This is a genomic window from Streptomyces stelliscabiei (assembly GCF_014873495.1).
GTDB lineage: Bacteria > Actinomycetota > Actinomycetes > Streptomycetales > Streptomycetaceae > Streptomyces > Streptomyces bottropensis.
Genome location: NZ_JADBGF010000001.1, coordinates 5,951,909 through 5,974,134, shown reverse-complemented (window position 1 = coordinate 5,974,134; position 22,226 = coordinate 5,951,909). Strand labels below are relative to the sequence as shown.

The window sequence follows — 22,226 nt, the reverse complement described above, 5'->3', positions numbered from 1 at the left end:
CTTCCCGCCCCTTCGACACATTTACTCCGTACGGGTGAAACGATCCCTCATAAGGGGACAGGAACCCTGGGTTCCGGCGGCATCCCGCCAATGTTGTGCACTTTCTTGACCACGGCCACTAATTCGCCCTACATTCCCGGAGTCCAAGTTACCTTCAGGTATGCCGAGTCAGGAGCCCCACTCTCATGACCGCACACGCTGTCCGCTCGCCCGCCGGCCGCACGCTCACCGCCCTGGCCGCCGCCGTCGTCCTCTCGCTGACCGGCGCCTCCGTCTCGACGGCCACCGCGCAGACGGCCGCGCCCGCCGTCGAACGCCTCACCGGCACCCTCCCGGACGGGGCCGCCTGGATCGCGGACGTCCCGGAGAACTGGAACGGCACCCTGATCGTCTTCAGCCACGGCTTCGGCGGCACCGCGCCCCAGAACGCCCCCCGCGAGGCCGTACGCCTGCGGCTCCTCGAAGAGGGCTACGCGCTCACCGGCTCCTCCTACGACGTGAGCGAGACCCTCTGGGCCCTGGAGAGCGCCGAGCGCGACCAGGTCGCCACCATCGCGGCGGTCACCGAGAAGATCGGCGAACCCACCCGCACCCTCTCCGTCGGGCAGTCCATGGGCGGTCTGGTCAACGCCCGGCTGGCCCGCTCCGGCGCCGGCGGGATCGACGGCGCCCTCGGCCTCTGCGGTCTCGTGGCCGGCGCCAACGACCTGCACACCTACCAGCTCGACGCCGAGTACACGATCGCCCGGCTCCTGCTCCCGGACACGCCGGTGAAGCTGGTGGACCTCGCCTCCGAGGCCGAGGGCGCCGCGACCGGCCGGCAGCTCACCGACGCCGTCGTCGCCGCCCAGCAGACCCCCGAGGGCCGCGCCCGTATCGCCCTCGCCGCCGCCTACCTCAACCTGCCCACCTGGGCACCCGGCAAGGACCGCCCCGCCGACGGGGACTGGGAGGCGCAGCAGGCCCAGCAGTACGCGTGGCTCGCTCAGGGTGTCCTCAACCGCGTCGAACCCGCCCGCCACCACGTCGAGAAGGCCCTGGGCGGCAACAACTCCGGGAACAAGGGCGTCGACTACGCGCGCGTGCTCGCGAACTCGCAGCACGCGCCCCTGGTCAAGGCTCTGTACAAGAAGGCCGGCCTGAACCTGCGCGCCGATCTGCGGAACCTGACCTCCCACGCCGACATCGCCGCCGACCCGGCCGCCGTCGCGGCCGGCGAGCGCACCTCCTCCGCCGGCCAGGGCCTCGCGGTCCCGCTCCTGGACATCCACACCGTCGCCGACGACCTGGTCCCCGTGGAGCAGGAGTCCCGCTTCGCCGCCCGCGTGCGCGCCTCCGGCGACGCCGCCCTCCTGCGCCAGGCCTACGTCGAACGCCAGGGCCACTGCACCTTCACCACCGCCGAGACCGTCGCCGCCCTGCACGCCCTGGAGTCCCGCCTCGACTCCGGCCGCTGGGGCGCCTCCGCGACCCCGGGCGCCCTCCAGACCGCCGCCCTCGCCCTCGGCCTCGACGGCGCGGCCTACGTCCCGTACCGCCCGGCCGACCTGACGATCGGGCCCCGCCGCTAGGGCACGTTCGCGAGACACGGGGCGCGCCCCAGGCAACCGGTGGCGCGCGTCCCCGAGGGGCGCGGGAAACGGCGTGAGCAACCGCGTCCCCCTGGCGCCCGCCCCACGAGCACGCCCCCCACGGCGAACGGGCGCCCCCACCGGGGCCGGCACCCCCCACGGCCGCCGGCCCCGGCCCGATTCGCCCGGCCCCCGCCGCTGTCAGTGCCCTCCGTTACGGTTCGTGCATGGCTGCCCGTACGAAAACCGCGAAGGACCGGCCGTCCTACCGCTGCACGGAGTGCGGCTGGCAGACGGCCAAGTGGCTCGGCCGCTGCCCCGAATGCCAGGCGTGGGGCACGGTCGACGAGTACGGCACGCCCGCCGTCCGTACGACGGCCCCCGGCCGCGTCACCACCTCCGCCGTGCCCATCGGCCAGGTCGACGGCCGTCAGGCCACCGCCCGCACCACCGGGGTTCCGGAGCTGGACCGGGTCCTCGGCGGCGGCCTGGTCCCCGGCGCCGTGGTCCTCCTCGCGGGCGAGCCCGGCGTCGGCAAGTCCACCCTGCTCCTCGATGTCGCCGCCAAGGCCGCCGACGCCGAGCACCCGACCCTCTACGTCACGGGCGAGGAGTCCGCCAGCCAGGTCCGCCTGCGCGCCGACCGGATCAACGCCCTGCACGACCACCTCTACCTCGCCGCCGAGACCGACCTCTCCGCCGTGCTGGGCCACTTGGACGCGGTGAAGCCGTCCCTGCTGATCCTCGACTCGGTCCAGACGATCGCCTCCCCCGAGATCGACGGCGCCCCCGGCGGCATGGCCCAGGTCCGGGAGGTCGCCGGCGCCCTGATCCGCGCGTCCAAGGAACGCGGCATGTCGACCCTCCTGGTGGGACACGTCACGAAGGACGGCGCCATCGCGGGTCCCCGTCTCCTGGAGCACCTCGTCGACGTGGTCCTGCACTTCGAGGGCGACCGGCACGCGCGCCTGCGCCTGGTCCGCGGCGTCAAGAACCGCTACGGCGCCACGGACGAGGTCGGCTGCTTCGAGCTGCACGACGAGGGCATCACCGGTCTCACCGACCCCAGCGGTCTCTTCCTCACCCGCCGCGACGAACCCGTCCCCGGCACCTGCCTGACCGTCACCCTGGAGGGCCGCCGCCCCCTGGTCGCGGAAGTGCAGTCGCTCACAGTCGACTCGCAGCTCCCCTCCCCCCGGCGCACGACGTCCGGCCTGGAGACCTCGCGGGTGTCGATGATGCTCGCGGTCCTGGAGCAGCGCGGCCGTATCAGCGCCCTCGGCAAGCGGGACATCTACTCGGCGACGGTCGGCGGCGTGAAGCTCTCGGAGCCCGCCGCGGACCTCGCGATCGCCCTCGCCCTGGCGTCCGCGGCGACCGACACCCCGCTGCCCAAGAACCTCGTGGCGATCGGTGAGGTGGGCCTCGCGGGCGAGGTCAGACGGGTCACGGGCGTCCAGCGCCGGCTCTCCGAAGCGCACCGCCTGGGATTCACCCACGCGCTCGTTCCGTCCGATCCCGGCAGGGTTCCTCCCGGTATGAAGGTCCTCGAAGTGGCCGACATGGGAGACGCCCTGCGGGTGCTGCCCCGATCCCGTCGGCGAGAGGCCCCACGGGACGAGGAGGACCGCCGGTAGACTTTGCCCAGGTCTCGCCCGTCCGTACGAACCAGGAGTGCGAAACGGGAGCGCCCCCAACCCGCGACCGGAGGAGTGCAGTGGCAGCCAACGACCGGGCAGCAGCTCCCGGAAAGTCCGGTGGGAGCTCCGGTGCCGATGGCCTGATGCGCGCCTCACTGAGCGCCGTGGCACCAGGTACGGCCCTTCGCGACGGGCTCGAACGGATTCTCCGCGGCAACACCGGCGGGCTCATCGTGCTCGGCTTCGACAAGACCGTCGAGCCGATGTGTACCGGCGGTTTCGTCCTGGATGTGGAGTTCACGGCCACCCGCCTGCGGGAGCTGTGCAAGCTCGACGGCGGCATCGTGCTCTCCTCGGACCTCTCCAAGATCCTCCGGGCGGGTGTGCAGCTGGTCCCCGACCCGACGATCCCCACCGAGGAGACCGGCACCCGGCACCGCACGGCCGACCGTGTCAGCAAGCAGGTCGGCTTCCCGGTCGTCTCGGTCTCCCAGTCGATGCGCCTGATCGCGCTGTACGTCGACGGCCACCGGCGCGTCCTGGAGGACTCGGCGGCGATCCTGTCGCGCGCGAACCAGGCCCTGGCGACGCTGGAGCGGTACAAGCTCCGCCTGGACGAGGTGGCCGGCACCCTCTCCGCGCTGGAGATCGAGGACCTGGTGACGGTCCGGGACGTCTCGGCGGTCGCGCAGCGGCTGGAGATGGTCCGCCGCATCGCCACCGAAATCGCCGAATACGTGGTCGAACTGGGCACCGACGGCCGCCTCCTGGCCCTCCAGCTCGACGAACTGATCGCGGGTGTCGAGCCGGAGCGCGAACTGGTCGTCCGGGACTATGTCCCGGAGCCGACGGCCAAACGCTCCCGCACGGTCGACGAGGCCCTGCGCGAACTCGACGCCCTCGCCCACGCGGAGCTTCTCGAACTGCCCACCGTCGCCCGCGCCCTCGGCTACACCGGCTCCCCGGAGGGCATGGACTCCGCGGTCTCCCCGCGCGGCTACCGCCTCCTGGCCAAGGTCCCCCGCCTCCCCGGCGCCATCATCGACCGCCTCGTCGAACACTTCGGCGGCCTGCAGAAGCTGCTCGCCGCCAGCGTCGACGACCTCCAGACGGTCGACGGAGTGGGCGAGGCCCGCGCCCGCAGCGTCCGCGAGGGCCTGTCCCGCCTGGCGGAGTCGTCGATCCTGGAGCGGTACGTCTAGCAGCGCGGAGGCCGCCCGGCAGGGCAGAGGTCGGTGCGGGGCCGTGAGGGCGGCCCCTCCGAGCGCGGGACGGGTGGAGCGTCGGGGATGACCCCGGTCTCCGGTCCCCGACCGTCAGTCCTTCTCCAGCACGAACGACGCCCGGGCCGTGGCCAGCCCCGGAGCCTTCGCCTCCAGGAGGTAGGTCCCCGCGCCGGCCGAACCCGCCGACGGAGTCGCGCAGTTGGGCGCGCTGGGGGCGCGGTTCCACTCCACCGTGTAGGTGACCCGGTCCCCGGCGGGCACCCGGAACAGCAGGCTCCCCGCGGTCTCGTGGCAGTCGTCGGACGCCCAGAACGCGTCGTCGCCGTCGGCCGCGGTGATCGTCACCACCGTGTTGTCCGGCCCGAGGTCGAGCTTGCAGTCACCGCCGGAGGAGTTGCGCGCGATCAGCTCGAACGTGGGGTTCACGCCGGGCTCGTAGTCGTTGCGCACACTGCGCACGGTCAACTTCACGGCCCCGGCGGTGCAGTTGGGCAGACTCGACCCCGCGTCGACCTGCTCCCCGGAACTGCTGCCGTTCTTGCCGCCGTCGTCCGACGTGCCCCCGCCCGCGGCACCGGACCCGTCCTCGGCGCCCCCGGAACCAGAACCCGAACCCGAGCCGCCGGATCCGGAGCCCGAACCGTCGCCGCCCGCGCTCGACCCGTCGCCCGACTCGTCCCGTCCGCCCGGCGCTTGACTGATCGCGGGACCGGACTGCGAGGGCCCGGGGGTGATCGAGGTGACGGGGTTCTTGCCGTCGGGCTCGCCCGCGTTGTTCCCGTTGCCCCCGCCACCGCCGGTGACGATCCATACGACCAGGATCGCCAGCAGACCGACGACGGTCAGCAGAATGGCCCTCCGTCGCCAATAGATGGTGGAGGGAAGCGGCCCGATCGGATTGCGCAGAGATCCCACGGCGCAAACTGTACGAGAGATCGGGCCCTTCACCGGCCCCACCCGCCGCCCGAAACTCCAACTTTTCCGGATCATCATCCCGGTCGTTCCCGAAGGCACCCCCGCCGGACGCCACATGATCGCGGTACGTGATCACAACACCCGAACGGGCACCCTCCGTGACCGGATCGGCGTCGTACCGCGCCCGGCCGTCCGGGCGAACGTCCGGCCCTCGCACCGCCGTTCACCGTCTCCTCATCCACAACTGCCACAATCTCCCCATCACCGCGCAGTGCGTCGACGTGACGGGAGAAGACGATGGACGGATCCGTGGAGGGCGGCGTCACCGTGCCGACGCCCAGGCCGTTGCGGAAGCTGGGCTTCCTGACCATCGGACTGTTCGACGAGGCCGATCCGCGCCGGGGCCACGAGTCGACCCTGGAGATCATCGAGTTGGGTGAGCGGCTCGGCTTCGACAGCGCGTGGCTGCGCCACCGTCATCTGCAGTACGGCATCTCCTCCCCCGTCGCCGTCCTGGCGGCGGCCTCGCAGCGCACGAGCCGTATCGAACTGGGCACCGCCGTCATCCCGTTGGGCTGGGAGAACCCGCTGCGGCTCGCCGAGGACCTGGCCACGGTCGACCTGCTCTCCGGCGGCCGGCTCAACCCGGGGATCAGCGTCGGACCCCCGATGCACTACGACACCGTCAAGGCCGCGCTCTACCCGGACACCGCCGACGCCGAGGACTTCGGCTTCGATCGGGTCCGGCGGCTCCTCGGCTTCGTCCGCGGTGAGCCGGCCAGCGACTTCAGCGGCACCGAGGGGTTCGAGGTCTTCTCCGAGCGAGTGCAGCCGCACTCCCCCGGGCTGGGGAGCCGTATGTGGTACGGCGGCGGCGTCCTCCGGTCGGCGCGGTGGGCCGGCGAGAACGGCATGAACTTCCTGACCAGCAGCGTCGTGAAGGCGGAGGGCGAGACGAGCGGGGCGGTGGACTTCGCCGGGGTCCAGCTCTCCCACATCCGGGAGTTCCGGGCACACCATCCCGAGGGGGCGGGGGCCCGGGTCTCGCAGGGGCTCGTCGTCATCCCCACCGACTCGGCGACGGCGGAGCAGCGCGCCCGGTACGAGGCGTACGCGGCGAAGCGGCTGCCCCGGACCGCCGCGCCGCAGGGGCCGGGGCGGCTGCTCTTCGCACCCGACCTGGTGGGTACGTCCGCGGAGATCGCCGAGCGGCTGCGGGCGCAGGTCGCCTTCCGGGAGGTCGACGAGGTGGCATTCGCACTGCCGTTCACCTTCGAGCACGAGGACTACGTGCAGATCCTGACCGACATCGCGACGAAGCTGGGGCCGGAGCTGGGGTGGCGGGCCGGCGGTTGAGACGGGCCGGCGGTTGAGGCGGGCGCGTCAGGGGTCGGGGGTGCGGGTGCGTCGGCGGGTACTGGCGCGTGGGGCTTCTCGCGCAGTTCCCCGCGCCCCTAGAAGCCCAGGCCCTGGCGGGCCTGAACGCACGGGGCGCAGCCCCTGTTTTTCAGGGGCGCGGGGAACTGCGCGGGGAGCCCCATCGGCTCGCAGCCGGCCGACCCGCCCCAGACACCCCCCACCAGAACCCGCCCCCACCCACCCCCGCATGGCAGGATCGACCGTGCCATGACTGCACCCACGAAGCCTCAGAGCAGCCCTGCCGACGCAACCCCGACCGCACTGCACACCCCGGTGATCGCCTGGTTCGAGACGCACGCCCGTGACCTGCCCTGGCGGCGGCCGGAGGCTGGGCCCTGGGGGGTGATGATCAGCGAGTTCATGCTGCAGCAGACGCCGGTCAACCGCGTACTGCCCGTCTACGAACAGTGGTTGGCGCGCTGGCCCCGCCCGGCGGACCTCGCGAAGGAACCACCGGGCGAGGCGGTCCGCGCCTGGGGCCGGCTCGGATACCCGCGTCGCGCCCTGCGGCTGCACGGCGCCGCGGTGGCCATAACGGAACGGCACGGCGGGGACGTACCGCGGGAGCACGCGCAGTTGCTCGCGCTGCCGGGGATCGGCGAGTACACGGCCGCGGCGGTGGCGTCGTTCGCCTACGGCCAGCGGCACGCCGTGCTCGACACGAACGTGCGGCGCGTCTTCGCCCGCGCGGTCAGCGGCACGCAGTACCCGCCGAACGCGACCACGGCCGCCGAACGGAAGATGGCCCGCGCCCTGCTGCCGGAGGACGACGGTACGGCGTCGCGCTGGGCGGCCGCGTCGATGGAGCTGGGCGCGCTGGTGTGCACGGCGAAGAACGAGGCGTGCGGAAGCTGTCCGATCGCCGGGCAGTGCGCGTGGCGGCTGGCCGGGAAGCCCGCGCACGAGGGCCCGGCGCGGCGCGGTCAGACGTACGCCGGTACCGACCGTCAGGTCCGCGGCAAGCTCCTCGCCGTACTGCGGGACGCGACCGCGCCCGTACCGCAGGCGGTCCTGGACCGGGTGTGGGACGAGCCGGTGCAGCGCGCCCGCGCGCTCGACGGGCTGGTCTCCGACGGCCTGGTGGAACCCCTCCCCGGCGGCCTGTACCGCCTGCCCCTCACCTGACGGCCGGCCCGCCGTACGTCACAGGCCACGCAGGGCCGAGGCTCGACCGCGACACGGACCGCATCCCCACCCGACGGGGTGAACCGGCACATTCCAGCCCCAAAAGGCAGGTCGCTTTACCCCGTTCCTCCTTCTGTTACACAACCGACGGACAGCCGAGCGTTCTCCGCAGGCTGGTTCGGACGTCCCCGTGACAACCCCTCCGTAGCTTCATTGGCGTACCGCAGGAACCCGCGAAACGAACCAGCGGACCAGGCGGCACGAGCGGATCGCACCAGCGAGACGAAGCGGCGGACAACCGGCGCCGCGCGACAGCGCGGACGCCGGAAACGGGGAACGGAGGCGGTTGATCATGGCGCACGGCGAGGTGCTCGAATTCGAGGAGTACGTCCGTACCCGGCAGGACGCGCTGCTGCGCAGTGCCCGTCGGCTCGTGCCGGACCCGGTCGACGCCCAGGATCTGCTGCAGACCGCGCTGGCCCGGACGTACGGCCGCTGGGAGGGCATCGCGGACAAGCGGCTGGCGGACGCCTATCTGCGCCGGGTCATGATCAACACGCGGACGGAGTGGTGGCGGGCCCGGAAGCTGGAGGAGGTCCCGACCGAGCAGCTGCCGGACGCCCGTATCGAGGACTCCACCGAGCAGCACGCGGACCGCGCCCTCCTGATGGACATCCTCAAGGTTCTGGCACCCAAGCAGCGCAGTGTCGTGGTCCTGCGACACTGGGAGCAGATGTCCACGGAGGAGACGGCCGCCGCCCTCGGCATGTCGGCCGGCACCGTCAAGAGCACACTCCACCGTGCGCTGGCCCGGCTCCGCGAGGAGCTGGAGTCGCGGGACATCGACGAGCGTGCCGCCCGCGCGTTCGAAGCGAGCGAGGAGCAGGAGCGTTGCGCGGCCTGAGCACAGTGGCCGGCCCGGGGCCAGGAGCCCGGCAGGCCCCGAAGGCGGTGATCACGGCGGTGGCCGTGCTCGCCGCCCTCGGTCTTTCCGTCTCCGCCTGCGGCACGGGCGGCACCGGCGCCCGCGACGAGGGCCCGGCCGACAACGACTCCCTCGCGGCGGGCGCGGCCTCGCCGTCCGTCTCCGCGTCGGTGGACGGTGACAGCGGCGGCGATCACCCGAGCGTCGACGAGGTCGTCCGCATGGTCCGCGCGGACCCGGAGGTCAGCCGGACCGTCAAGAGCGACCTGAAGCCGTGCGTGGCCGACGAGTACCCGGTGGACGTGACCTACGGGAACCTGACCGGGGGCACCGGCGACGACCTCGTGGTCAACGTGATGACCTGCGCGGACGCCGTCGGGGTGGCGTCGTACGTGTACCGCTCGGAGAAGGGGGCGTACCGGAGCGTCTTCCTGTCCGAACAGCCCCCCGTCTACGCGGAGATCGACCGGGGCGACCTCATGGTCACTCGGCAGCTGTACGAGAATGGCGACCCGTCCTCCTACCCGTCCAGCGAGGAGGTCACGACCTACCGCTGGATCAAGGACGGCTTCGTACAGCGCTCCAGCACGCGCACCGAGTACAGCAGCGCGGTGGGCGGCACGGAGACGGCGACCCCCGAGCAGGGCTGACCCGGGCGCCGGGAGCCGTGCCGCGCGGGACGACCCGACCGGTTCGTCCCACCCCGACCGAGAGCGAGCGAGATCACCGGATGGCAGAGCAGACCCATGTCCTGTTCGTCGAGGACGACGACGTGATCCGCGAGGCCACCCAGCTCGCGCTGGAGCGCGACGGCTTCGCGGTCACGGCCATGCCCGACGGGCTGTCGGGGCTGGAGGCGTTCCGCGCGGACCGGCCGGACATCGCCCTCCTCGACGTCATGGTGCCGGGCCTGGACGGGGTCTCCCTGTGCCGCCGTATCCGTGACGAGTCGACCGTCCCCGTGATCATGCTCTCGGCGCGTGCCGACTCCATCGACGTGGTGCTGGGCCTGGAGGCGGGCGCCGACGACTACGTGACCAAGCCGTTCGACGGTGCCGTCCTGGTCGCCCGGATCCGCGCGGTGCTGCGCCGCTTCGGGCACGCGACCGGCGGTGACGCCAAGGCCGAGGAGACCGGGGCCGCCAGCACCGGCGGGGTGCTCACCTTCGGCGAACTCGTGATCGACACCGAGGGCATGGAGGTCCTGAAGTCCGGGGTGCCGGTGGCGCTGACGCCGACCGAGATGCGGCTGCTGCTGGAGTTCTCGTCGGCCCCCGGCACGGTCCTGTCCCGCGACAAGCTGCTCGAACGCGTGTGGGACTACGGCTGGGGCGGCGACACCCGGGTCGTCGACGTCCACGTCCAGCGACTCCGCGCGAAGATCGGCCAGGACCGCATCGAGACGGTCCGCGGCTTCGGCTACAAGCTCAAGGCCTGAGCGGGGCGGGGCAGATGAACACGAGGGCGGTACGAGGGGGGCGGACGCCGGAGCCGTCGGGCGCCGGCGTCCGCCGGTCCGGCGCGGGGCTCGCCTCGGGCATCCGCACCGGCCTGCGGTGGCAGCTGAGCGCGGCGATCGCGCTGGTCGGCGCGCTGGTCGCGGTCGCGCTCAGCCTGGTCGTGCACAACGCGGCGCGGGTCTCGATGCTCGACAACTCGCGCGACCTCGCCGACGAGCGCATCCAGGTCGCCCAGCGCATGTACGAGTCGGGACGTCCGCTGAAGTCCGGCGCCTTCGGGGTGCAGCTCGACGACCCCGACATCCCCAAGGACCTCCTGGCCAAGGTCGCGGAGGGCCGCCGGGCCACCTATGTGTCCGAGGGCCGCAACGGGGTGCCCGACATCTGGGCGGCCGTCCCGCTGAAGGACAAGCGCGTCCTCTCCCTGCACACCGACTTCACCGACCACAGCTCCGCGGTGCTGCGCGACCTCGACCAGGCCCTGCTCATCGGGTCGATCGCGGTGGTCTTCGGCGGCTCGGCCCTCGGGGTGCTCATCGGCGGCCAGATGTCCCGCCGGCTGCGCAAGGCGGCCGCCGCCGCGCACGAGGTGGCCATGGGCGAGTCCGACGTACGGGTGCAGGACGCGATCGGCGGTGTCGTACGCGACGAGACCGCGGAGCTGGCGCGGGCCGTGGACGCCATGGCCGACACACTGCGTCAGCGCATCGAGGCGGAGCGGCGGGTGACGGCGGACATCGCGCACGAGCTGCGTACGCCGGTGACCGGCCTGCTCACGGCCGCGGAACTGCTGCCGCCGGGCCGGCCCTCCGAGCTGGTCCGCGACCGGGCGCAGGCGATGCGGACGCTCGTGGAGGACGTGCTGGAGGTGGCGCGCCTGGACGGGGCGTCCGAGCGGGCCGAGTTGCAGGACATCATGCTGGGCGAGTTCGTGGCCCGGCGGGTGGCGGCGAAGGACGCGGGAGTGCGGGTGCGGGTCGTGCACGAGTCGGAGGTGACGACGGACCCGCGCCGGCTCGAACGCGTTCTGCTGAACCTCCTGGCGAACGCGGCGAAGCACGGCAGGCCGCCGATCGAGGTGTCCGTCGAGGGCCGTGTCATCCGCGTCCGCGACCATGGGCCCGGCTTCCCCGAGGACCTGCTCGCGGACGGTCCGCGCCGCTTCCGCACCGGCGCCTCCGACCGCGCGGGCCAGGGGCACGGCCTCGGGCTCACGATCGCCGCCGGGCAGGCCCGCGTCCTGGGCGCCCGCCTCACCTTCCGCAACGTCCGCCCGCCCGGCTCCCCGGACGGCGTCCCGTCCGAGGGCGCGGTCGCGGTCCTGTGGCTCCCGGAACACGCCCCCACGAACACGGGCAGCTATCCGATGCTGCCGACGTCGTACGACGGGGCGGAGTGAGCCGGGGCGCGCTCTTCCTTCGGCTGCGGGTGGGCGGGGGTTGCTCGCGCAGCTCCCCGCGCCCCTGAAAGACCAGTCCCCGCGGGCCCGAGCGACGACGGCCCGGCGAGCCTGAAAAGCACGGGGCGCAGCCCCTGCTTTTCAGGGGCGCGGGGAACTGCGCGAGAACCCCCACCGAACCCGCACCCGCCAACGCACCGAACCCCCCGGGCTCTCAAGCGAACCCGGGGGGGGACGGCCCGATCAGACCCCCGCCGCCTCCTTCGCCGCGGCCTCACCGGCGGAGCCCACCGCAGGCGACCCCCCGGCCCCCCGCAACGGCACCTCCTTCACGAACACCGCGGCCACCAACGCCACCACGGACACGATCGCCCCCAGCAGGAACGCCGAGTGCGTGCCCGAAGCGACCGCGTACTGGTACGCCTCCCGCGCCGCCACCGGCAACTTCGCCAGGCTCGCCGCGTCCAGCTGTGCCGACCGCTCGGTCACCTGGGACCCCAGCGCCCCGGCCCGCTCGGCCATCACGTCCTGCACACGGCTGTTGAACAGCGCGCCCATGATCGCAACGCCGAAGGACGACCCGAGCGTCCGGGCCAGCGTGGTGGTCGAGGAGGCGACACCCATGTCCTTCATCTCGACGCTGTTCTGCGCGACCAGCATGGTGATCTGCATCAGGCAGCCCATACCGGCACCCAGCACGGCCATGTACACCCCGGACGTCACCCGGCTCGTCCCGGTGTCCATCTGCGCCAGCAGGAACAGGCCCACGATCATCAGGACGCTCCCGACGACCGGGAAGATCTTGTAGCGACCGCTTCCCGTGGTGACCCGTCCGGCCACCATCGACACCGCGAGCATCGCGCCCAGCATCGGCAGCAGCAACAGCCCGGAGTTGGTCGCGGACGCGCCCTGCACGGACTGCTGGAACAGCGGCAGGAACAGCACCGCGCCGAACATCACGAACCCGGTGAAGAAACCGATCAGGGACATCAGCGTGAAGTTCCGGCTGCGGAAGATGTGCAGCGGGATCACCGGCTCCGCCACCCGCTTCTGCACGAAGAGGAAGCCGACCAGCGAGGCCACACCGAGCGCGATCAGCTCCATGACGACGGCCGACCCCCAGGCGTACTCGGTCCCGCCCCACGTCGTGACCAGGACGATCGCCGTGATGCCGACGGTGAGCAGGGCGGCGCCCAGGTAGTCGATGTCCCGTGCCGACCGGCCGTCCCGCGACGGCTTCGGCAGATGCAGTACGGCGCTGATGGCGACCAGCGCCACGACCCCGAGCGGCAGGTTGATGTAGAAGGACCAGCGCCAGCCCCAGTGGTCGGTGATGGACCCGCCCACCAACGGCCCGGCGATCATGGCCAGGGCCATGACACCGGCCATCATCCCCTGGTACTTGCCCCGCTCACGCGGCGGAATCAGGTCGCCGATGATCGCCATGACGCCGACCATCAGGCCACCGGCACCGAGCCCCTGCACCGCGCGGAACGCGATCAGCTGGCCCATGTCCTGGGCCATCCCGCTCAGCGCCGACCCGATCAGGAAGATCACGATCGAGGTCATGAAGACCCGCTTGCGGCCGTAGAGGTCGCCGAGCTTGCCCCAGATCGGAGTGGAGGCCGCGGTCGCGAGCGTGTACGCGGTCACGACCCAGGAGAGGTGCTCCAGGCCCCCCAGCTCGCCCACGATCGTCGGCATCGCGGTGCCGATGATCATGTTGTCGAGCATCGCCAGCAGCATGGCGATCATGAGCGCGAGCAGCACCACCCGCACACTGCGCGGCTGCGGCCCGTCCTTCTCGGCCCCACCACTCACTTCGTTCTTCTTCTCCGCGTCCATTGCGGTCCTCCACTCCCCCCGGAGCCACCGAGTACTTACTTGCCGACCGGCTAGTTGTCTACACTAAGGGAAGCTAGGTCCCTAACTAGCCGGGCGTCAAGTAAGTTCGACGGGCTTGGCCGAGCCTTGACCGGCGCAGGCCTTCCGCGACGGCGAGGAGTACGAGGATGAGCGACCCGACAGCGGACGCGACGGGCGCGACGGACGTGACACGGGCGACGACGAAACGGCAGCGCCGCGGCGACACCCGTCAGCGCATCCAGGACGTCGCCCTCGAACTCTTCGCCGAACAGGGGTACGAGAAGACCTCGTTGCGGGAGATCGCCGAACGCCTCGACGTGACGAAGGCGGCGCTCTACTACCACTTCAAGACCAAGGAAGACATCCTCATCAGCCTCTTCCAGGATCTGCAGCGGCCGATCGACGAGCTGATCGAGTGGGCCGGCACCCAGCCGCGCACTCTCGACACCAAGCGCGAGATCCTGCGCCGCTACAGCGTGGCCCTGGCCGACGTGGCGCCCCTGTTCCGCTTCATGCAGGAGAACCAGGCGACGGTACGCGAGCTGAGCGTCGGGGAGTCGTTCAAGGACCGGATGATCCGCCTGGTCGACACCATCAAGGAACCCGACGCCGCCCTGACCGACCAGGTCCGCTGCACGAGCGCCCTGTTCACCATGCACGCCGGCATGTTCGTCCTCCGGGACGTCGAAGGCGACCCCGAGGAGAAGCGCGAGGCGGTCCTGGAGGTCGCGATCGATCTGGTGACCCAGGCCCACGCGGGCACCCAAAGCCCCTGAAAACCTGAGCAACGCTCTTGAAGGGCCCTGTATCCGGGTAAACCCTCAGTGCCTTCGGGGACCTCCCGAGCATCCGCACGAGGAGGCCCCGTGAACGCCGAGGACTACGCCCGCATGACCGACGAGGAACGCGCGGAGTTCCTCCGCGGACGCCACCATGTCGCCCTCGCCGTCACGGCGGCGGTGACGGTCGTGATGCTCGTGCTCATGGTGTTCTTCATCGACTACTACGCGGACACCCCGATGTGCGGCACGGGCCAGGACTACGGCCCGTGCTGACCCGGCCCGCTCACCCGCGGTCTCAGACGGTGACACCCTTGGCGCGCAGGAAGGCGACGGGGTCGACGGCGGAGCCGTAGTTGGCGGTCGTACGGATCTCGAAGTGCAGGTGCGGGCCGCTGGAGTTACCGGTGTTGCCGGAGAAGGCTATGCGCTGCCCGGTCTTGACGACCTGCCCGACCTTCACGCCGACCTTCGAGAGGTGGGCGTACTGCGAGAACTGGCCGTTGGCGTGCTTGATGACGACGGCGTTGCCGTACGCGGGACCGTCACCGGCGCCGTTGCCACCGGCCTTCACGACGGTGCCGCCGTGCGCGGCGACGACCGACGTACCGCTCTTGACGGCGAAGTCCTGCCCGCTGTGCTTGGCGGACCACATGTTGCCGGCCTGCGCGAACCGCGCGCTCAGCTTGTAACCCTTGACCGGGCTGACCCAGGAGGCCGCCTTCTTGGCGGCGGCGGCCTGGACGGTACCGGCGCTCGCGGCCGGAGCCCCGTCGGCGGCGGACGCGATCCCGGCCCCCAGCACACCCGAGACCCCCATCCCGACGGCCATCACGGCGGCACGGACACGGAGCCGGGACGTACGGGTGCGGGGAGTGCGAACACGCTGCGACATGGAGTACCTCACGGGGAACGGAGACAGGGACTGTGCCTCGACGGACACGAATCCCACCCGGCGCACCTCTGCGGCCGCCGAACGGGACACCCCTTGGTACCCCTACGTCCCGAAACCCCCCAAACGTGTGACCTACGACCGAACGTCGTACTCCATCAGAAATCCCCCCAGTTCTTGACAGTCACCCCCAAACACCTCCCCACCTGCACACCGCCCCCCGAAACCCGCACCCCTAGACCTAAAAGTCCGTTTTGCCCCACAGACGCCACCCACTATTCCGCGTAGTACCGCCCGAACCCCGAGTGCGCCATGTCACCGCCCCCGGAATCGGAAAGCCGCGAAATGTGACCCCGCCAACGCGACCCGCATCACTCGAAACCCACGGGAAATGCTCCCCTCCCGACCCACACCACCCCAGGGGAGAAGAGTGGAAGCGTCAGCGATAGGCCTTCGCCTGGCATCGAGCGCGGTGACACCGCTGATCAGAAACTGTGCGGGGTCGCCGACCCCGGCAGGACGGCCCTCGTACATCGGCCGTCGGTGACGGCTGCCGGGCAGGCACAACTCAGCTCAGGGCCCTGCGTAGCCTGGGGATGCGCCGCAGGATCCAGATCGTCGGCGACATCGAATCCGCCGACATCCGTTCCGCTCTCCGTCCGGGCCAGGTCGAGAAAATCGTCGTACGCGACAACCGCGTCCTCGGGAATCTCGATTTCCTGGTCGAGCCGGACACGCTCAATCATCTGGACATCAGCGGCGGCACTCCTTACCTGCACGACCTGACTCCGCTCCGCGAACTCCCGCTCGCCTGGCTCTCCATGAACTCCCTCCCGGCGCTGGAAAAACCGGGCGCCCTTCATCCACTAGGAGCCTCGGCCACTCTGCGAGCGCTCGACACCGCGGTCCCGCTCTGCACGGAATCCGTGGATGAGGCGCTTCCACGGAACCTGCCGCTGGAGTACCTGCGATTCACCCGGGACGCGCTGCGGTTCACCGGGCTGCGCGGACTGCGTCATATGCGCTCGGTGAAGCGGCTGAGCCTCGCCACGCTCCCCGAAAGACTCACTCCGGACGACTTCGAAGAGATCGCCCGACTACCGGCTCTGGAGGAATTGCGCCTGCACCGGAACGCCACGGGCTGGGCGGCGGGGCCGGTACTGCCGCACATCACCGGTCTCGCGCTCAACGCGGTCACGGGCGCGGAAGACCTCTCCGGAATCCCGGAACTCTTTCCCGGCCTGCGGACGGTGAGCATTCATCTGGCGCCCGCCGTGTCCGACGTACCCGAACACCTGCTGGAACACCTTCCCGGCCCGCCCACCGTTCAGCGGACCCGGACCGTGCTGTAGACGGACGAACGGATATCGACCCGCATGAAAAGGGGCTGCCCCAGGACCGAAGTCCCGGGGCAGCCCCTTCGCGCGCTCAGGCCGAGCGCAGCGGTTACGCGTCCTTGCTCAGGTTCGGGCCCGCACCGCCGGCCGCCTGCTCGATCGGCGGGACGTCCGGCAGCGCCGCCTTCTCCTCACCCCGGAAGGTGAAGGTGGCCGCCTCGCCCTCGCCCTCGGTGTCCACGACCACGATGTGGCCGGGGCGCAGCTCGCCGAAGAGGATCTTCTCGGAGAGGGTGTCCTCGACCTCGCGCTGGATGGTCCGGCGCAGCGGCCGGGCGCCCAGGACGGGGTCGTACCCCTTCTTCGACAGCAGCTCCTTCGCGGCCTGGGAGAGCTCGATGCCCATGTCCCGGTCCTTGAGGCGCTCGTCGACCTTGCCGATCATCAGGTCGACGATCTTGAGGATGTCCTCCTGCGTCAGCTGCGGGAAGACGACGACGTCGTCGACGCGGTTGAGGAACTCGGGCCGGAAGTGCTGCTTCAGCTCGTCCGAGACCTTGTTCTTCATGCGCTCGTAGTTGGTCTTCTTGTCGCCCGAGGCCGCGAAGCCCAGGTTGAAGCCCTTGGAGATGTCCCGGGTGCCGAGGTTGGTCGTCATGATGATGACCGTGTTCTTGAAGTCCACGACCCGGCCCTGGGAGTCGGTCAGGCGACCGTCCTCCAGGATCTGCAGCAGCGAGTTGAAGATGTCCGGGTGGGCCTTCTCGACCTCGTCGAAGAGGACGACGGAGAACGGCTTGCGGCGGACCTTCTCGGTCAGCTGGCCGCCCTCTTCGTAGCCCACGTAGCCGGGGGGCGAACCGAAGAGACGGGAGACCGTGTGCTTCTCGCTGAACTCCGACATGTCGAGGGAGATCAGCGCGTCCTCGTCACCGAAGAGGAACTCGGCGAGCGCCTTGGACAGCTCGGTCTTACCGACACCGGACGGGCCGGCGAAGATGAACGAACCACCGGGACGCTTCGGGTCCTTGAGACCCGCGCGCGTACGACGGATCGCCTTCGACAGCGCCTTGACGGCGTCGACCTGGCCGATGACCCGCTTGTGGAGCTCGTCCTCCATGCGCAGCAGACGCGAGGACTCCTCCTCGGTCAGCTTGAAGACCGGGATGCCGGTGGCGGTCGCGAGGACCTCGGCGATCAGCTCGCCGTCGACCTCGGCGACGACGTCCATGTCGCCGGCCTTCCACTCCTTCTCCCGCTTGGCCTTGGCGGCCAGGAGCTGCTTCTCCTTGTCGCGCAGGGAGGCGGCCTTCTCGAAGTCCTGCGAGTCGATCGCGGACTCCTTGTCGCGGCGGACGCCGGCGATCTTCTCGTCGAACTCGCGGAGGTCCGGCGGGGCGGTCATCCGGCGGATGCGCATCCGGGAACCGGCCTCGTCGATCAGGTCGATCGCCTTGTCCGGCAGGAAGCGGTCCGAGATGTACCGGTCGGCGAGCGTCGCCGCCTGCACCAGGGCCTCGTCCGTGATGGAGACGCGGTGGTGCGCCTCGTACCGGTCACGGAGGCCCTTGAGGATCTCGATGGTGTGCGGGAGCGAGGGCTCGGCGACCTGGATGGGCTGGAAGCGGCGCTCCAGGGCCGCGTCCTTCTCCAGGTGCTTGCGGTACTCGTCCAGCGTGGTGGCGCCGATGGTCTGCAGCTCACCGCGGGCCAGCATCGGCTTCAGGATGGAAGCGGCGTCGATGGCGCCCTCGGCGGCACCCGCACCGACCAGCGTGTGCAGCTCGTCGATGAACAGGATGATGTCGCCGCGGGTGCGGATCTCCTTGAGGACCTTCTTCAGGCGCTCCTCGAAGTCACCGCGGTAGCGGGAGCCGGCGACCAGCGCGCCGAGGTCGAGGGTGTAGAGGTGCTTGTCCTTGAGGGTCTCGGGCACCTCGCCCTTGACGATGGCCTGGGCGAGGCCCTCGACGACGGCGGTCTTGCCGACGCCGGGCTCACCGATGAGCACCGGGTTGTTCTTGGTACGGCGGGACAGCACCTGCATGACCCGCTCGATCTCCTTCTCGCGCCCGATGACCGGGTCGAGCTTGGACTCACGAGCGGCCTGGGTGAGGTTCCGGCCGAACTGGTCGAGGACCAGGGACGTCGAGGGGGTGCCCTCGGCGGGGCCGCCGGCGGTGGCGGTCTCCTTGCCCTGGTAACCGGAGAGCAGCTGGATGACCTGCTGCCGCACCCGGTTGAGATCTGCGCCCAGCTTGACCAGGACCTGGGCGGCGACGCCCTCGCCCTCACGGATCAGGCCGAGCAGGATGTGCTCCGTGCCGATGTAGTTGTGGCCCAGCTGAAGGGCCTCGCGGAGCGACAGCTCCAGGACCTTCTTGGCACGGGGGGTGAAGGGGATGTGGCCGGACGGAGCCTGCTGCCCCTGCCCGATGATCTCCTCCACCTGCTGGCGGACCGCCTCGAGCGAAATCCCGAGGCTCTCCAGGGCCTTAGCGGCGACACCCTCACCCTCGTGGATCAGGCCCAGGAGGATGTGCTCGGTGCCGATGTAGTTGTGGTTGAGCATCCGGGCTTCTTCCTGAGCCAGGACGACAACCCGCCGCGCGCGGTCGGTGAACCTCTCGAACATCGTTAATCGCTCCTCAGAGCGGTCAGGCAGTGAGGGGACGCTCCCCTCGCTGTCCTTCCGCAGCTTAGTCCCGCAAGCGGGGACCGCTCATTCCAACTGCCGACACCGTCCTTGGCCTCCTGACCCCGAACGCCGACATCTGCTCCAACCCGATGGTGCGAGACGATGTTCCCGCAGGCCAGGCAGTTACCCCCACCATCAGTACGCCGATGGCGAACGTGAGACGGCCTTTTCTGCGTGTCGCCCCCTCCCACTAGGGATGTCTTACCCGTAGGGACTGACACTCCATGCCGGATGCACCGGTTCCCTCCGCTACGGGCGAACACCCTTGCGTCGTCACCCACCGCCGAACGCCCCCTTTCCCGGCACTCTTCGCGCCCGCGCGGACACCCAGCGTAACTCCGGGCCTCTTCGCACGGTTGCTCCTGACATGGCCATCGTCCCCCTTCCCCGCCGACCGCTCGACCCGAGCGGATTCCCGGGTGCCGTCGCGCGCGAAGTTCCGGGTGACGTCGCCTGCGACGCGGTGCGGCAGTGGTACGAGGACCAGCTCGGCTGGGCGACCGTGCCCGGGGCGCCCGTACACCTCATTACGGGCCTGCGCTTCGATGTGCTCGACGTGCCGGCGGAGGCGGGGGTCGCGGCGCTCAGGCATCTGGGCCCGGTGCCCGGTCCGGGCTCACCGGTGGCGCTGCGCGAGGGGCGGATGCTGCTGCTGGTCGCGGCGGGCTGCGCGGAGGAGCTGCCGGGCCTGCTGGAGTGGCTGGACTGGGGCGGCCTCGACCTGGACCTCACTGCCGTCGGAACGGGCGGTCACCTGGCGGCGCCGACGCCCCCGGGCGGGGCCGGAAGGCGGGTGGGCGGGCGCGGGGAGGCCGGTTCACAGGGGGCCGCCGAGTGGTTGCGGCCCCCCGAGCCGGGGTGCGAGGTGGAACCCTCGCTGCCGAGCATGTCGGCGTTGGGGGGCGGTGGGGGCGCCCCCGACCTCGTGCGGGTGCTGGACACGGTGGCGACGCACTGCCACCGCGTCCGGCTGCGGCGCGCGAGCACCGGGCCGTCGGAATCTCAGCCGTTGGCCTTCTCGTAGGCCTCGCGGATGGAGGCGGGGACGCGACCGCGGTCGTTGACCTCGTAGCCGTTCTCCTTCGCCCAGGCGCGGATGGCCGCGGTGTCCTGGCTGCCGCCGGTGGCCGCACGGGCCTTGCCGCGTCCGCCCGAAGCACGGCCCCCGGTACGCCGACCACCCTTGACGTAGGGGTCGAGAAGGCCGCGAAGCTTGTCCGCGTTGGCGGTCGTGAGGTCGATCTCGTAGGTCTTGCCGTCCAGCGCGAACGTCACGGTCTCGTCCGCCTCGCCGCCGTCGAGGTCATCGACAAGAAGGACCTGAACCTTCTGTGCCACCGGATTTCCTTTCATCGGTAACTTCAGGGTCGAGGGCCTGCGGCGTGCGCCGCTGTTTCGCGTCCCCTGTTATATGCAGTACTGCAGTACGTCGGAAAGCAAACCGCTTTTCCAGGAAAAACACAAACCCCTGGGAGAGACCGGGGAGAGACCGCGGAGAGGGCGGGCGGCCCTGGGAAGACCGGAAACATGCGCGTTTCGGACATAGGGCACCCGGGCAAGGCGAACCCTGTTGAATAGGAGTCGAGGTTCCCCGATGAAGCCCGGCCTTCCTTGCGGATCGGCCGACGATCACAGATGCAGAAGCATCCGGCTGTTGCCCAAGGTGTTCGGTTTCACCCGTTCGAGACCGAGGAACTCCGCGACGCCCTCGTCATAGGAACGCAGCAGCTCGGCGTAGACATCGGTGTCCACCGGAGTCTCGCCGATCTCCACGAAGCCGTGCTTCGCGAAGAACTCGACTTCGAAGGTCAGACAGAAAACCCGGCGAACACCCAGCCAGCGAGCGGTGTGGAGCAACTTCTCCAGCAACTGGTGGCCGACGCCGAGACCCTTGGCTTCCGGGTGCACGGCGAGAGTGCGGACTTCCGCGAGGTCTTCCCACATCACGTGCAGCGCGCCGCAGCCGACGACCTCGGCGTTGTCGTCCCGTTCCGCGACCCAGAACTCCTGAAGGTCCTCGTAAAGCGTGACCGTCGCTTTGTCCAGCAGGATGCTGGACTGGACGTACGCGTCGAGGAGGCGGCGCACGTGCGGGACATCGCTGGTCCGAGCCCGCCGGACGGTGATGGCTTTTGAGGTGACTTCGGGACGCGATGCTGGCATGAGCGGACGCTATCGCCCGGGGAGATCCGGGGATTCGCCGGGGGTCCCCTGTGTTTCACCGGACGATTCGGCGGATTCGCCGGCGGTTTCAACAGGGGTTTCGACGACCGGGGCGGCGGTGTCGGCCGGTTCGGGTTTGACGGCGTCGGGGCCCTGCACGATGCGGACGGCGTCGGTGAGCGCCTGCCGCTGTTCCTCGCTCATCATCCCGAAGAAGGCGACGAGGGCCGCCGCGGGGTTGTCGCTCTGCGACCAGGCTTCGTTCATCAGTGCGGCCGCGTAGGCGGCGCGTGTGGAGACCGCCTCATATCGATAGGCCCGGCCTTCCGCCTCCCGGCGCACCCAGCCCTTCTGATGGAGATTGTCCAGAACGGTCATCACCGTGGTGTACGCGATGGACCGTTCCTTCTGGAGGTCTTCCAGGACTTCCCGAACGGTCACCGGGCGGTTCCACTTCCACACCCGCGTCATGACCGCGTCTTCGAGTTCTCCCAAGGGGCGAGGCACAGTTCCGCACAATATCCGAAGAGACCCCAACAGACAGAACAAAAAGGGCGTACGACTCGAAAAACACACGAGTCGTACGCCGAGGGAGGTGTCGCGTCAGGCGCCGGTGCCCTTCGGGCCGTCGCCGGCCTGGCGGGCGTTCTCCGCGCGGGCGAGGGCCGCGTCGACCACCGCGTCCTCCTTGGCCTTGTTGGGGCCGCCCTGGGTCTTCACGATCACCCTGATGACGGCGATGAACAGCACGGCCATCACGAAGGGGGGCAGCAGCGCGGAGACGTAGTCCATGGGTCCAGGGTAGCCAGGA

At 70.5% G+C, this 22,226-nt stretch carries 21 protein-coding genes; 13 read left to right on the top strand and 8 right to left on the bottom strand.

The features are described from left to right. The first annotated feature begins 185 nt into the window (after positions 1–185). The 3 genes from H4687_RS26410 to disA all read left to right on the top strand — a co-directional run bounded on the left by H4687_RS26410 (position 186) and on the right by disA (position 4,413). Positions 186–1,571, top strand: a complete 1,386-nt coding sequence (locus H4687_RS26410) for a hypothetical protein (protein WP_046919759.1) — start codon at positions 186–188, stop codon at positions 1,569–1,571. Positions 1,572–1,798: 227 nt separating this feature from the next. After that, complete coding sequence (gene radA / locus H4687_RS26405) at positions 1,799–3,208, top strand: DNA repair protein RadA (protein WP_005475728.1); 1,410 nt, start codon at positions 1,799–1,801, stop codon at positions 3,206–3,208. 80 nt (positions 3,209–3,288) lie between these two features. After that, on the top strand, positions 3,289–4,413 hold the full coding sequence (gene disA, locus H4687_RS26400) for a DNA integrity scanning diadenylate cyclase DisA (protein ID WP_046919581.1): 1,125 nt from the start codon (positions 3,289–3,291) through the stop codon (positions 4,411–4,413). 114 nt (positions 4,414–4,527) lie between these two features. On the opposite strand, the gene H4687_RS26395 is transcribed toward disA, so the two are convergent. Then, positions 4,528–5,352, bottom strand: a complete 825-nt coding sequence (locus H4687_RS26395; protein ID WP_046919580.1) for a hypothetical protein — start codon at positions 5,350–5,352, stop codon at positions 4,528–4,530. Positions 5,353–5,649: 297 nt separating this feature from the next. On the opposite strand from H4687_RS26395, the gene H4687_RS26390 reads away from it, so the two are divergent. From H4687_RS26390 to cseC, 6 genes are all read left to right on the top strand, one after another. Further along, positions 5,650–6,708 carry an LLM class flavin-dependent oxidoreductase gene (locus H4687_RS26390; protein ID WP_046919579.1) on the top strand — a complete coding sequence of 353 codons (1,059 nt, stop codon included), beginning with the start codon at positions 5,650–5,652 and terminating at the stop codon, positions 6,706–6,708. A 270-nt stretch (positions 6,709–6,978) separates the two neighbouring features. Next, on the top strand, positions 6,979–7,896 hold the full coding sequence (locus H4687_RS26385; protein ID WP_046917028.1) for an HhH-GPD family protein: 918 nt from the start codon (positions 6,979–6,981) through the stop codon (positions 7,894–7,896). Between the two features lie 352 nt (positions 7,897–8,248). After that, complete coding sequence (locus H4687_RS26380; protein WP_013001644.1) at positions 8,249–8,800, top strand: SigE family RNA polymerase sigma factor; 552 nt, start codon at positions 8,249–8,251, stop codon at positions 8,798–8,800. Then, positions 8,788–9,471 carry a hypothetical protein gene (locus H4687_RS26375; RefSeq protein ID WP_046917027.1) on the top strand — a complete coding sequence of 228 codons (684 nt, stop codon included), beginning with the start codon at positions 8,788–8,790 and terminating at the stop codon, positions 9,469–9,471. The genes H4687_RS26380 and H4687_RS26375 overlap by 13 nt, the downstream gene beginning before the upstream one ends. A gap of 80 nt (positions 9,472–9,551) precedes the next feature. Further along, positions 9,552–10,259: a two-component system response regulator CseB gene (gene cseB, locus H4687_RS26370; protein ID WP_046917026.1), complete on the top strand. Its 708-nt coding sequence runs from the start codon at positions 9,552–9,554 to the stop codon at positions 10,257–10,259. A gap of 14 nt (positions 10,260–10,273) precedes the next feature. After that, the gene (gene cseC / locus H4687_RS26365; protein WP_046917025.1) at positions 10,274–11,680 is read left to right on the top strand and encodes a two-component system sensor histidine kinase CseC; all 1,407 of its coding nucleotides are present in this window, start codon (positions 10,274–10,276) and stop codon (positions 11,678–11,680) included. 243 nt (positions 11,681–11,923) lie between these two features. Here cseC and H4687_RS26360 read toward each other — a convergent pair whose 3' ends face one another. Further along, positions 11,924–13,525, bottom strand: coding sequence for an MDR family MFS transporter (locus H4687_RS26360; protein WP_046918541.1), 1,602 nt, complete (start codon positions 13,523–13,525; stop codon positions 11,924–11,926). A gap of 167 nt (positions 13,526–13,692) precedes the next feature. Here H4687_RS26360 and H4687_RS26355 point away from each other — a divergent pair, with 167 nt between their 5' ends. Both H4687_RS26355 and H4687_RS26350 read left to right on the top strand, forming a co-directional pair. After that, positions 13,693–14,322: a TetR/AcrR family transcriptional regulator gene (locus tag H4687_RS26355; RefSeq protein ID WP_046918542.1), complete on the top strand. Its 630-nt coding sequence runs from the start codon at positions 13,693–13,695 to the stop codon at positions 14,320–14,322. A gap of 90 nt (positions 14,323–14,412) precedes the next feature. Beyond that, on the top strand, positions 14,413–14,601 hold the full coding sequence (locus tag H4687_RS26350; RefSeq protein WP_005475753.1) for a hypothetical protein: 189 nt from the start codon (positions 14,413–14,415) through the stop codon (positions 14,599–14,601). Positions 14,602–14,623: 22 nt separating this feature from the next. Here H4687_RS26350 and H4687_RS26345 read toward each other — a convergent pair whose 3' ends face one another. Next, on the bottom strand, positions 14,624–15,220 hold the full coding sequence (locus tag H4687_RS26345; RefSeq protein WP_179860045.1) for a M23 family metallopeptidase: 597 nt from the start codon (positions 15,218–15,220) through the stop codon (positions 14,624–14,626). 593 nt (positions 15,221–15,813) lie between these two features. On the opposite strand from H4687_RS26345, the gene H4687_RS26340 reads away from it, so the two are divergent. Further along, the gene (locus tag H4687_RS26340; RefSeq protein WP_046919620.1) at positions 15,814–16,569 is read left to right on the top strand and encodes a hypothetical protein; all 756 of its coding nucleotides are present in this window, start codon (positions 15,814–15,816) and stop codon (positions 16,567–16,569) included. A 94-nt stretch (positions 16,570–16,663) separates the two neighbouring features. Here H4687_RS26340 and H4687_RS26335 read toward each other — a convergent pair whose 3' ends face one another. Further along, entirely contained in the window at positions 16,664–19,189 is a 2,526-nt protein-coding gene (locus H4687_RS26335) for an ATP-dependent Clp protease ATP-binding subunit (protein ID WP_046919621.1), read from the bottom strand. Positions 19,190–19,619: 430 nt separating this feature from the next. Between H4687_RS26335 and H4687_RS26330 the strand changes: the two genes are divergently transcribed. Continuing rightward, the gene (locus H4687_RS26330; RefSeq protein WP_050399567.1) at positions 19,620–20,276 is read left to right on the top strand and encodes an SCO3374 family protein; all 657 of its coding nucleotides are present in this window, start codon (positions 19,620–19,622) and stop codon (positions 20,274–20,276) included. On the opposite strand, the gene H4687_RS26325 is transcribed toward H4687_RS26330, so the two are convergent. From H4687_RS26325 to H4687_RS26310, 4 genes are all read right to left on the bottom strand, one after another. Further along, positions 20,255–20,590: a histone-like nucleoid-structuring protein Lsr2 gene (locus H4687_RS26325; protein ID WP_046916162.1), complete on the bottom strand. Its 336-nt coding sequence runs from the start codon at positions 20,588–20,590 to the stop codon at positions 20,255–20,257. The two genes, H4687_RS26330 and H4687_RS26325, sit on opposite strands and share 22 nt — an antisense overlap. A 291-nt stretch (positions 20,591–20,881) precedes the next feature. Then, positions 20,882–21,415, bottom strand: coding sequence for an amino-acid N-acetyltransferase (locus H4687_RS26320; protein WP_005475760.1), 534 nt, complete (start codon positions 21,413–21,415; stop codon positions 20,882–20,884). A 9-nt stretch (positions 21,416–21,424) separates the two neighbouring features. After that, positions 21,425–21,886, bottom strand: coding sequence for a BlaI/MecI/CopY family transcriptional regulator (locus H4687_RS26315; protein ID WP_020665484.1), 462 nt, complete (start codon positions 21,884–21,886; stop codon positions 21,425–21,427). Positions 21,887–22,018: 132 nt separating this feature from the next. Next, positions 22,019–22,207 carry a hypothetical protein gene (locus H4687_RS26310; protein WP_050399566.1) on the bottom strand — a complete coding sequence of 63 codons (189 nt, stop codon included), beginning with the start codon at positions 22,205–22,207 and terminating at the stop codon, positions 22,019–22,021. Positions 22,208–22,226 lie beyond the last annotated feature (19 nt).

What these genes read in the sequence shown, in the direction of transcription:
- H4687_RS26330 (WP_050399567.1), top strand. Translation starts at nt 19,620, where the DNA reads ATGGCCATCGTCCCCCTTCCCCGCCGACCGCTCGACCCGAGCGGATTC.
- H4687_RS26340 (WP_046919620.1), top strand. Translation starts at nt 15,814, where the DNA reads ATGCGCCGCAGGATCCAGATCGTCGGCGACATCGAATCCGCCGACATC.
- H4687_RS26360 (WP_046918541.1), bottom strand. Translation starts at nt 13,525, where the DNA reads ATGGACGCGGAGAAGAAGAACGAAGTGAGTGGTGGGGCCGAGAAGGAC.
- H4687_RS26335 (WP_046919621.1), bottom strand. Translation starts at nt 19,189, where the DNA reads ATGTTCGAGAGGTTCACCGACCGCGCGCGGCGGGTTGTCGTCCTGGCT.
- H4687_RS26385 (WP_046917028.1), top strand. Translation starts at nt 6,979, where the DNA reads ATGACTGCACCCACGAAGCCTCAGAGCAGCCCTGCCGACGCAACCCCG.
- cseB (WP_046917026.1), top strand. Translation starts at nt 9,552, where the DNA reads ATGGCAGAGCAGACCCATGTCCTGTTCGTCGAGGACGACGACGTGATC.
- H4687_RS26320 (WP_005475760.1), bottom strand. Translation starts at nt 21,415, where the DNA reads ATGCCAGCATCGCGTCCCGAAGTCACCTCAAAAGCCATCACCGTCCGG.
- H4687_RS26345 (WP_179860045.1), bottom strand. Translation starts at nt 15,220, where the DNA reads ATGTCGCAGCGTGTTCGCACTCCCCGCACCCGTACGTCCCGGCTCCGT.
- H4687_RS26380 (WP_013001644.1), top strand. Translation starts at nt 8,249, where the DNA reads ATGGCGCACGGCGAGGTGCTCGAATTCGAGGAGTACGTCCGTACCCGG.
- H4687_RS26310 (WP_050399566.1), bottom strand. Translation starts at nt 22,207, where the DNA reads ATGGACTACGTCTCCGCGCTGCTGCCCCCCTTCGTGATGGCCGTGCTG.
- H4687_RS26355 (WP_046918542.1), top strand. Translation starts at nt 13,693, where the DNA reads ATGAGCGACCCGACAGCGGACGCGACGGGCGCGACGGACGTGACACGG.
- H4687_RS26315 (WP_020665484.1), bottom strand. Translation starts at nt 21,886, where the DNA reads ATGACGCGGGTGTGGAAGTGGAACCGCCCGGTGACCGTTCGGGAAGTC.
- H4687_RS26390 (WP_046919579.1), top strand. Translation starts at nt 5,650, where the DNA reads ATGGACGGATCCGTGGAGGGCGGCGTCACCGTGCCGACGCCCAGGCCG.
- cseC (WP_046917025.1), top strand. Translation starts at nt 10,274, where the DNA reads ATGAACACGAGGGCGGTACGAGGGGGGCGGACGCCGGAGCCGTCGGGC.
- H4687_RS26410 (WP_046919759.1), top strand. Translation starts at nt 186, where the DNA reads ATGACCGCACACGCTGTCCGCTCGCCCGCCGGCCGCACGCTCACCGCC.
- radA (WP_005475728.1), top strand. Translation starts at nt 1,799, where the DNA reads ATGGCTGCCCGTACGAAAACCGCGAAGGACCGGCCGTCCTACCGCTGC.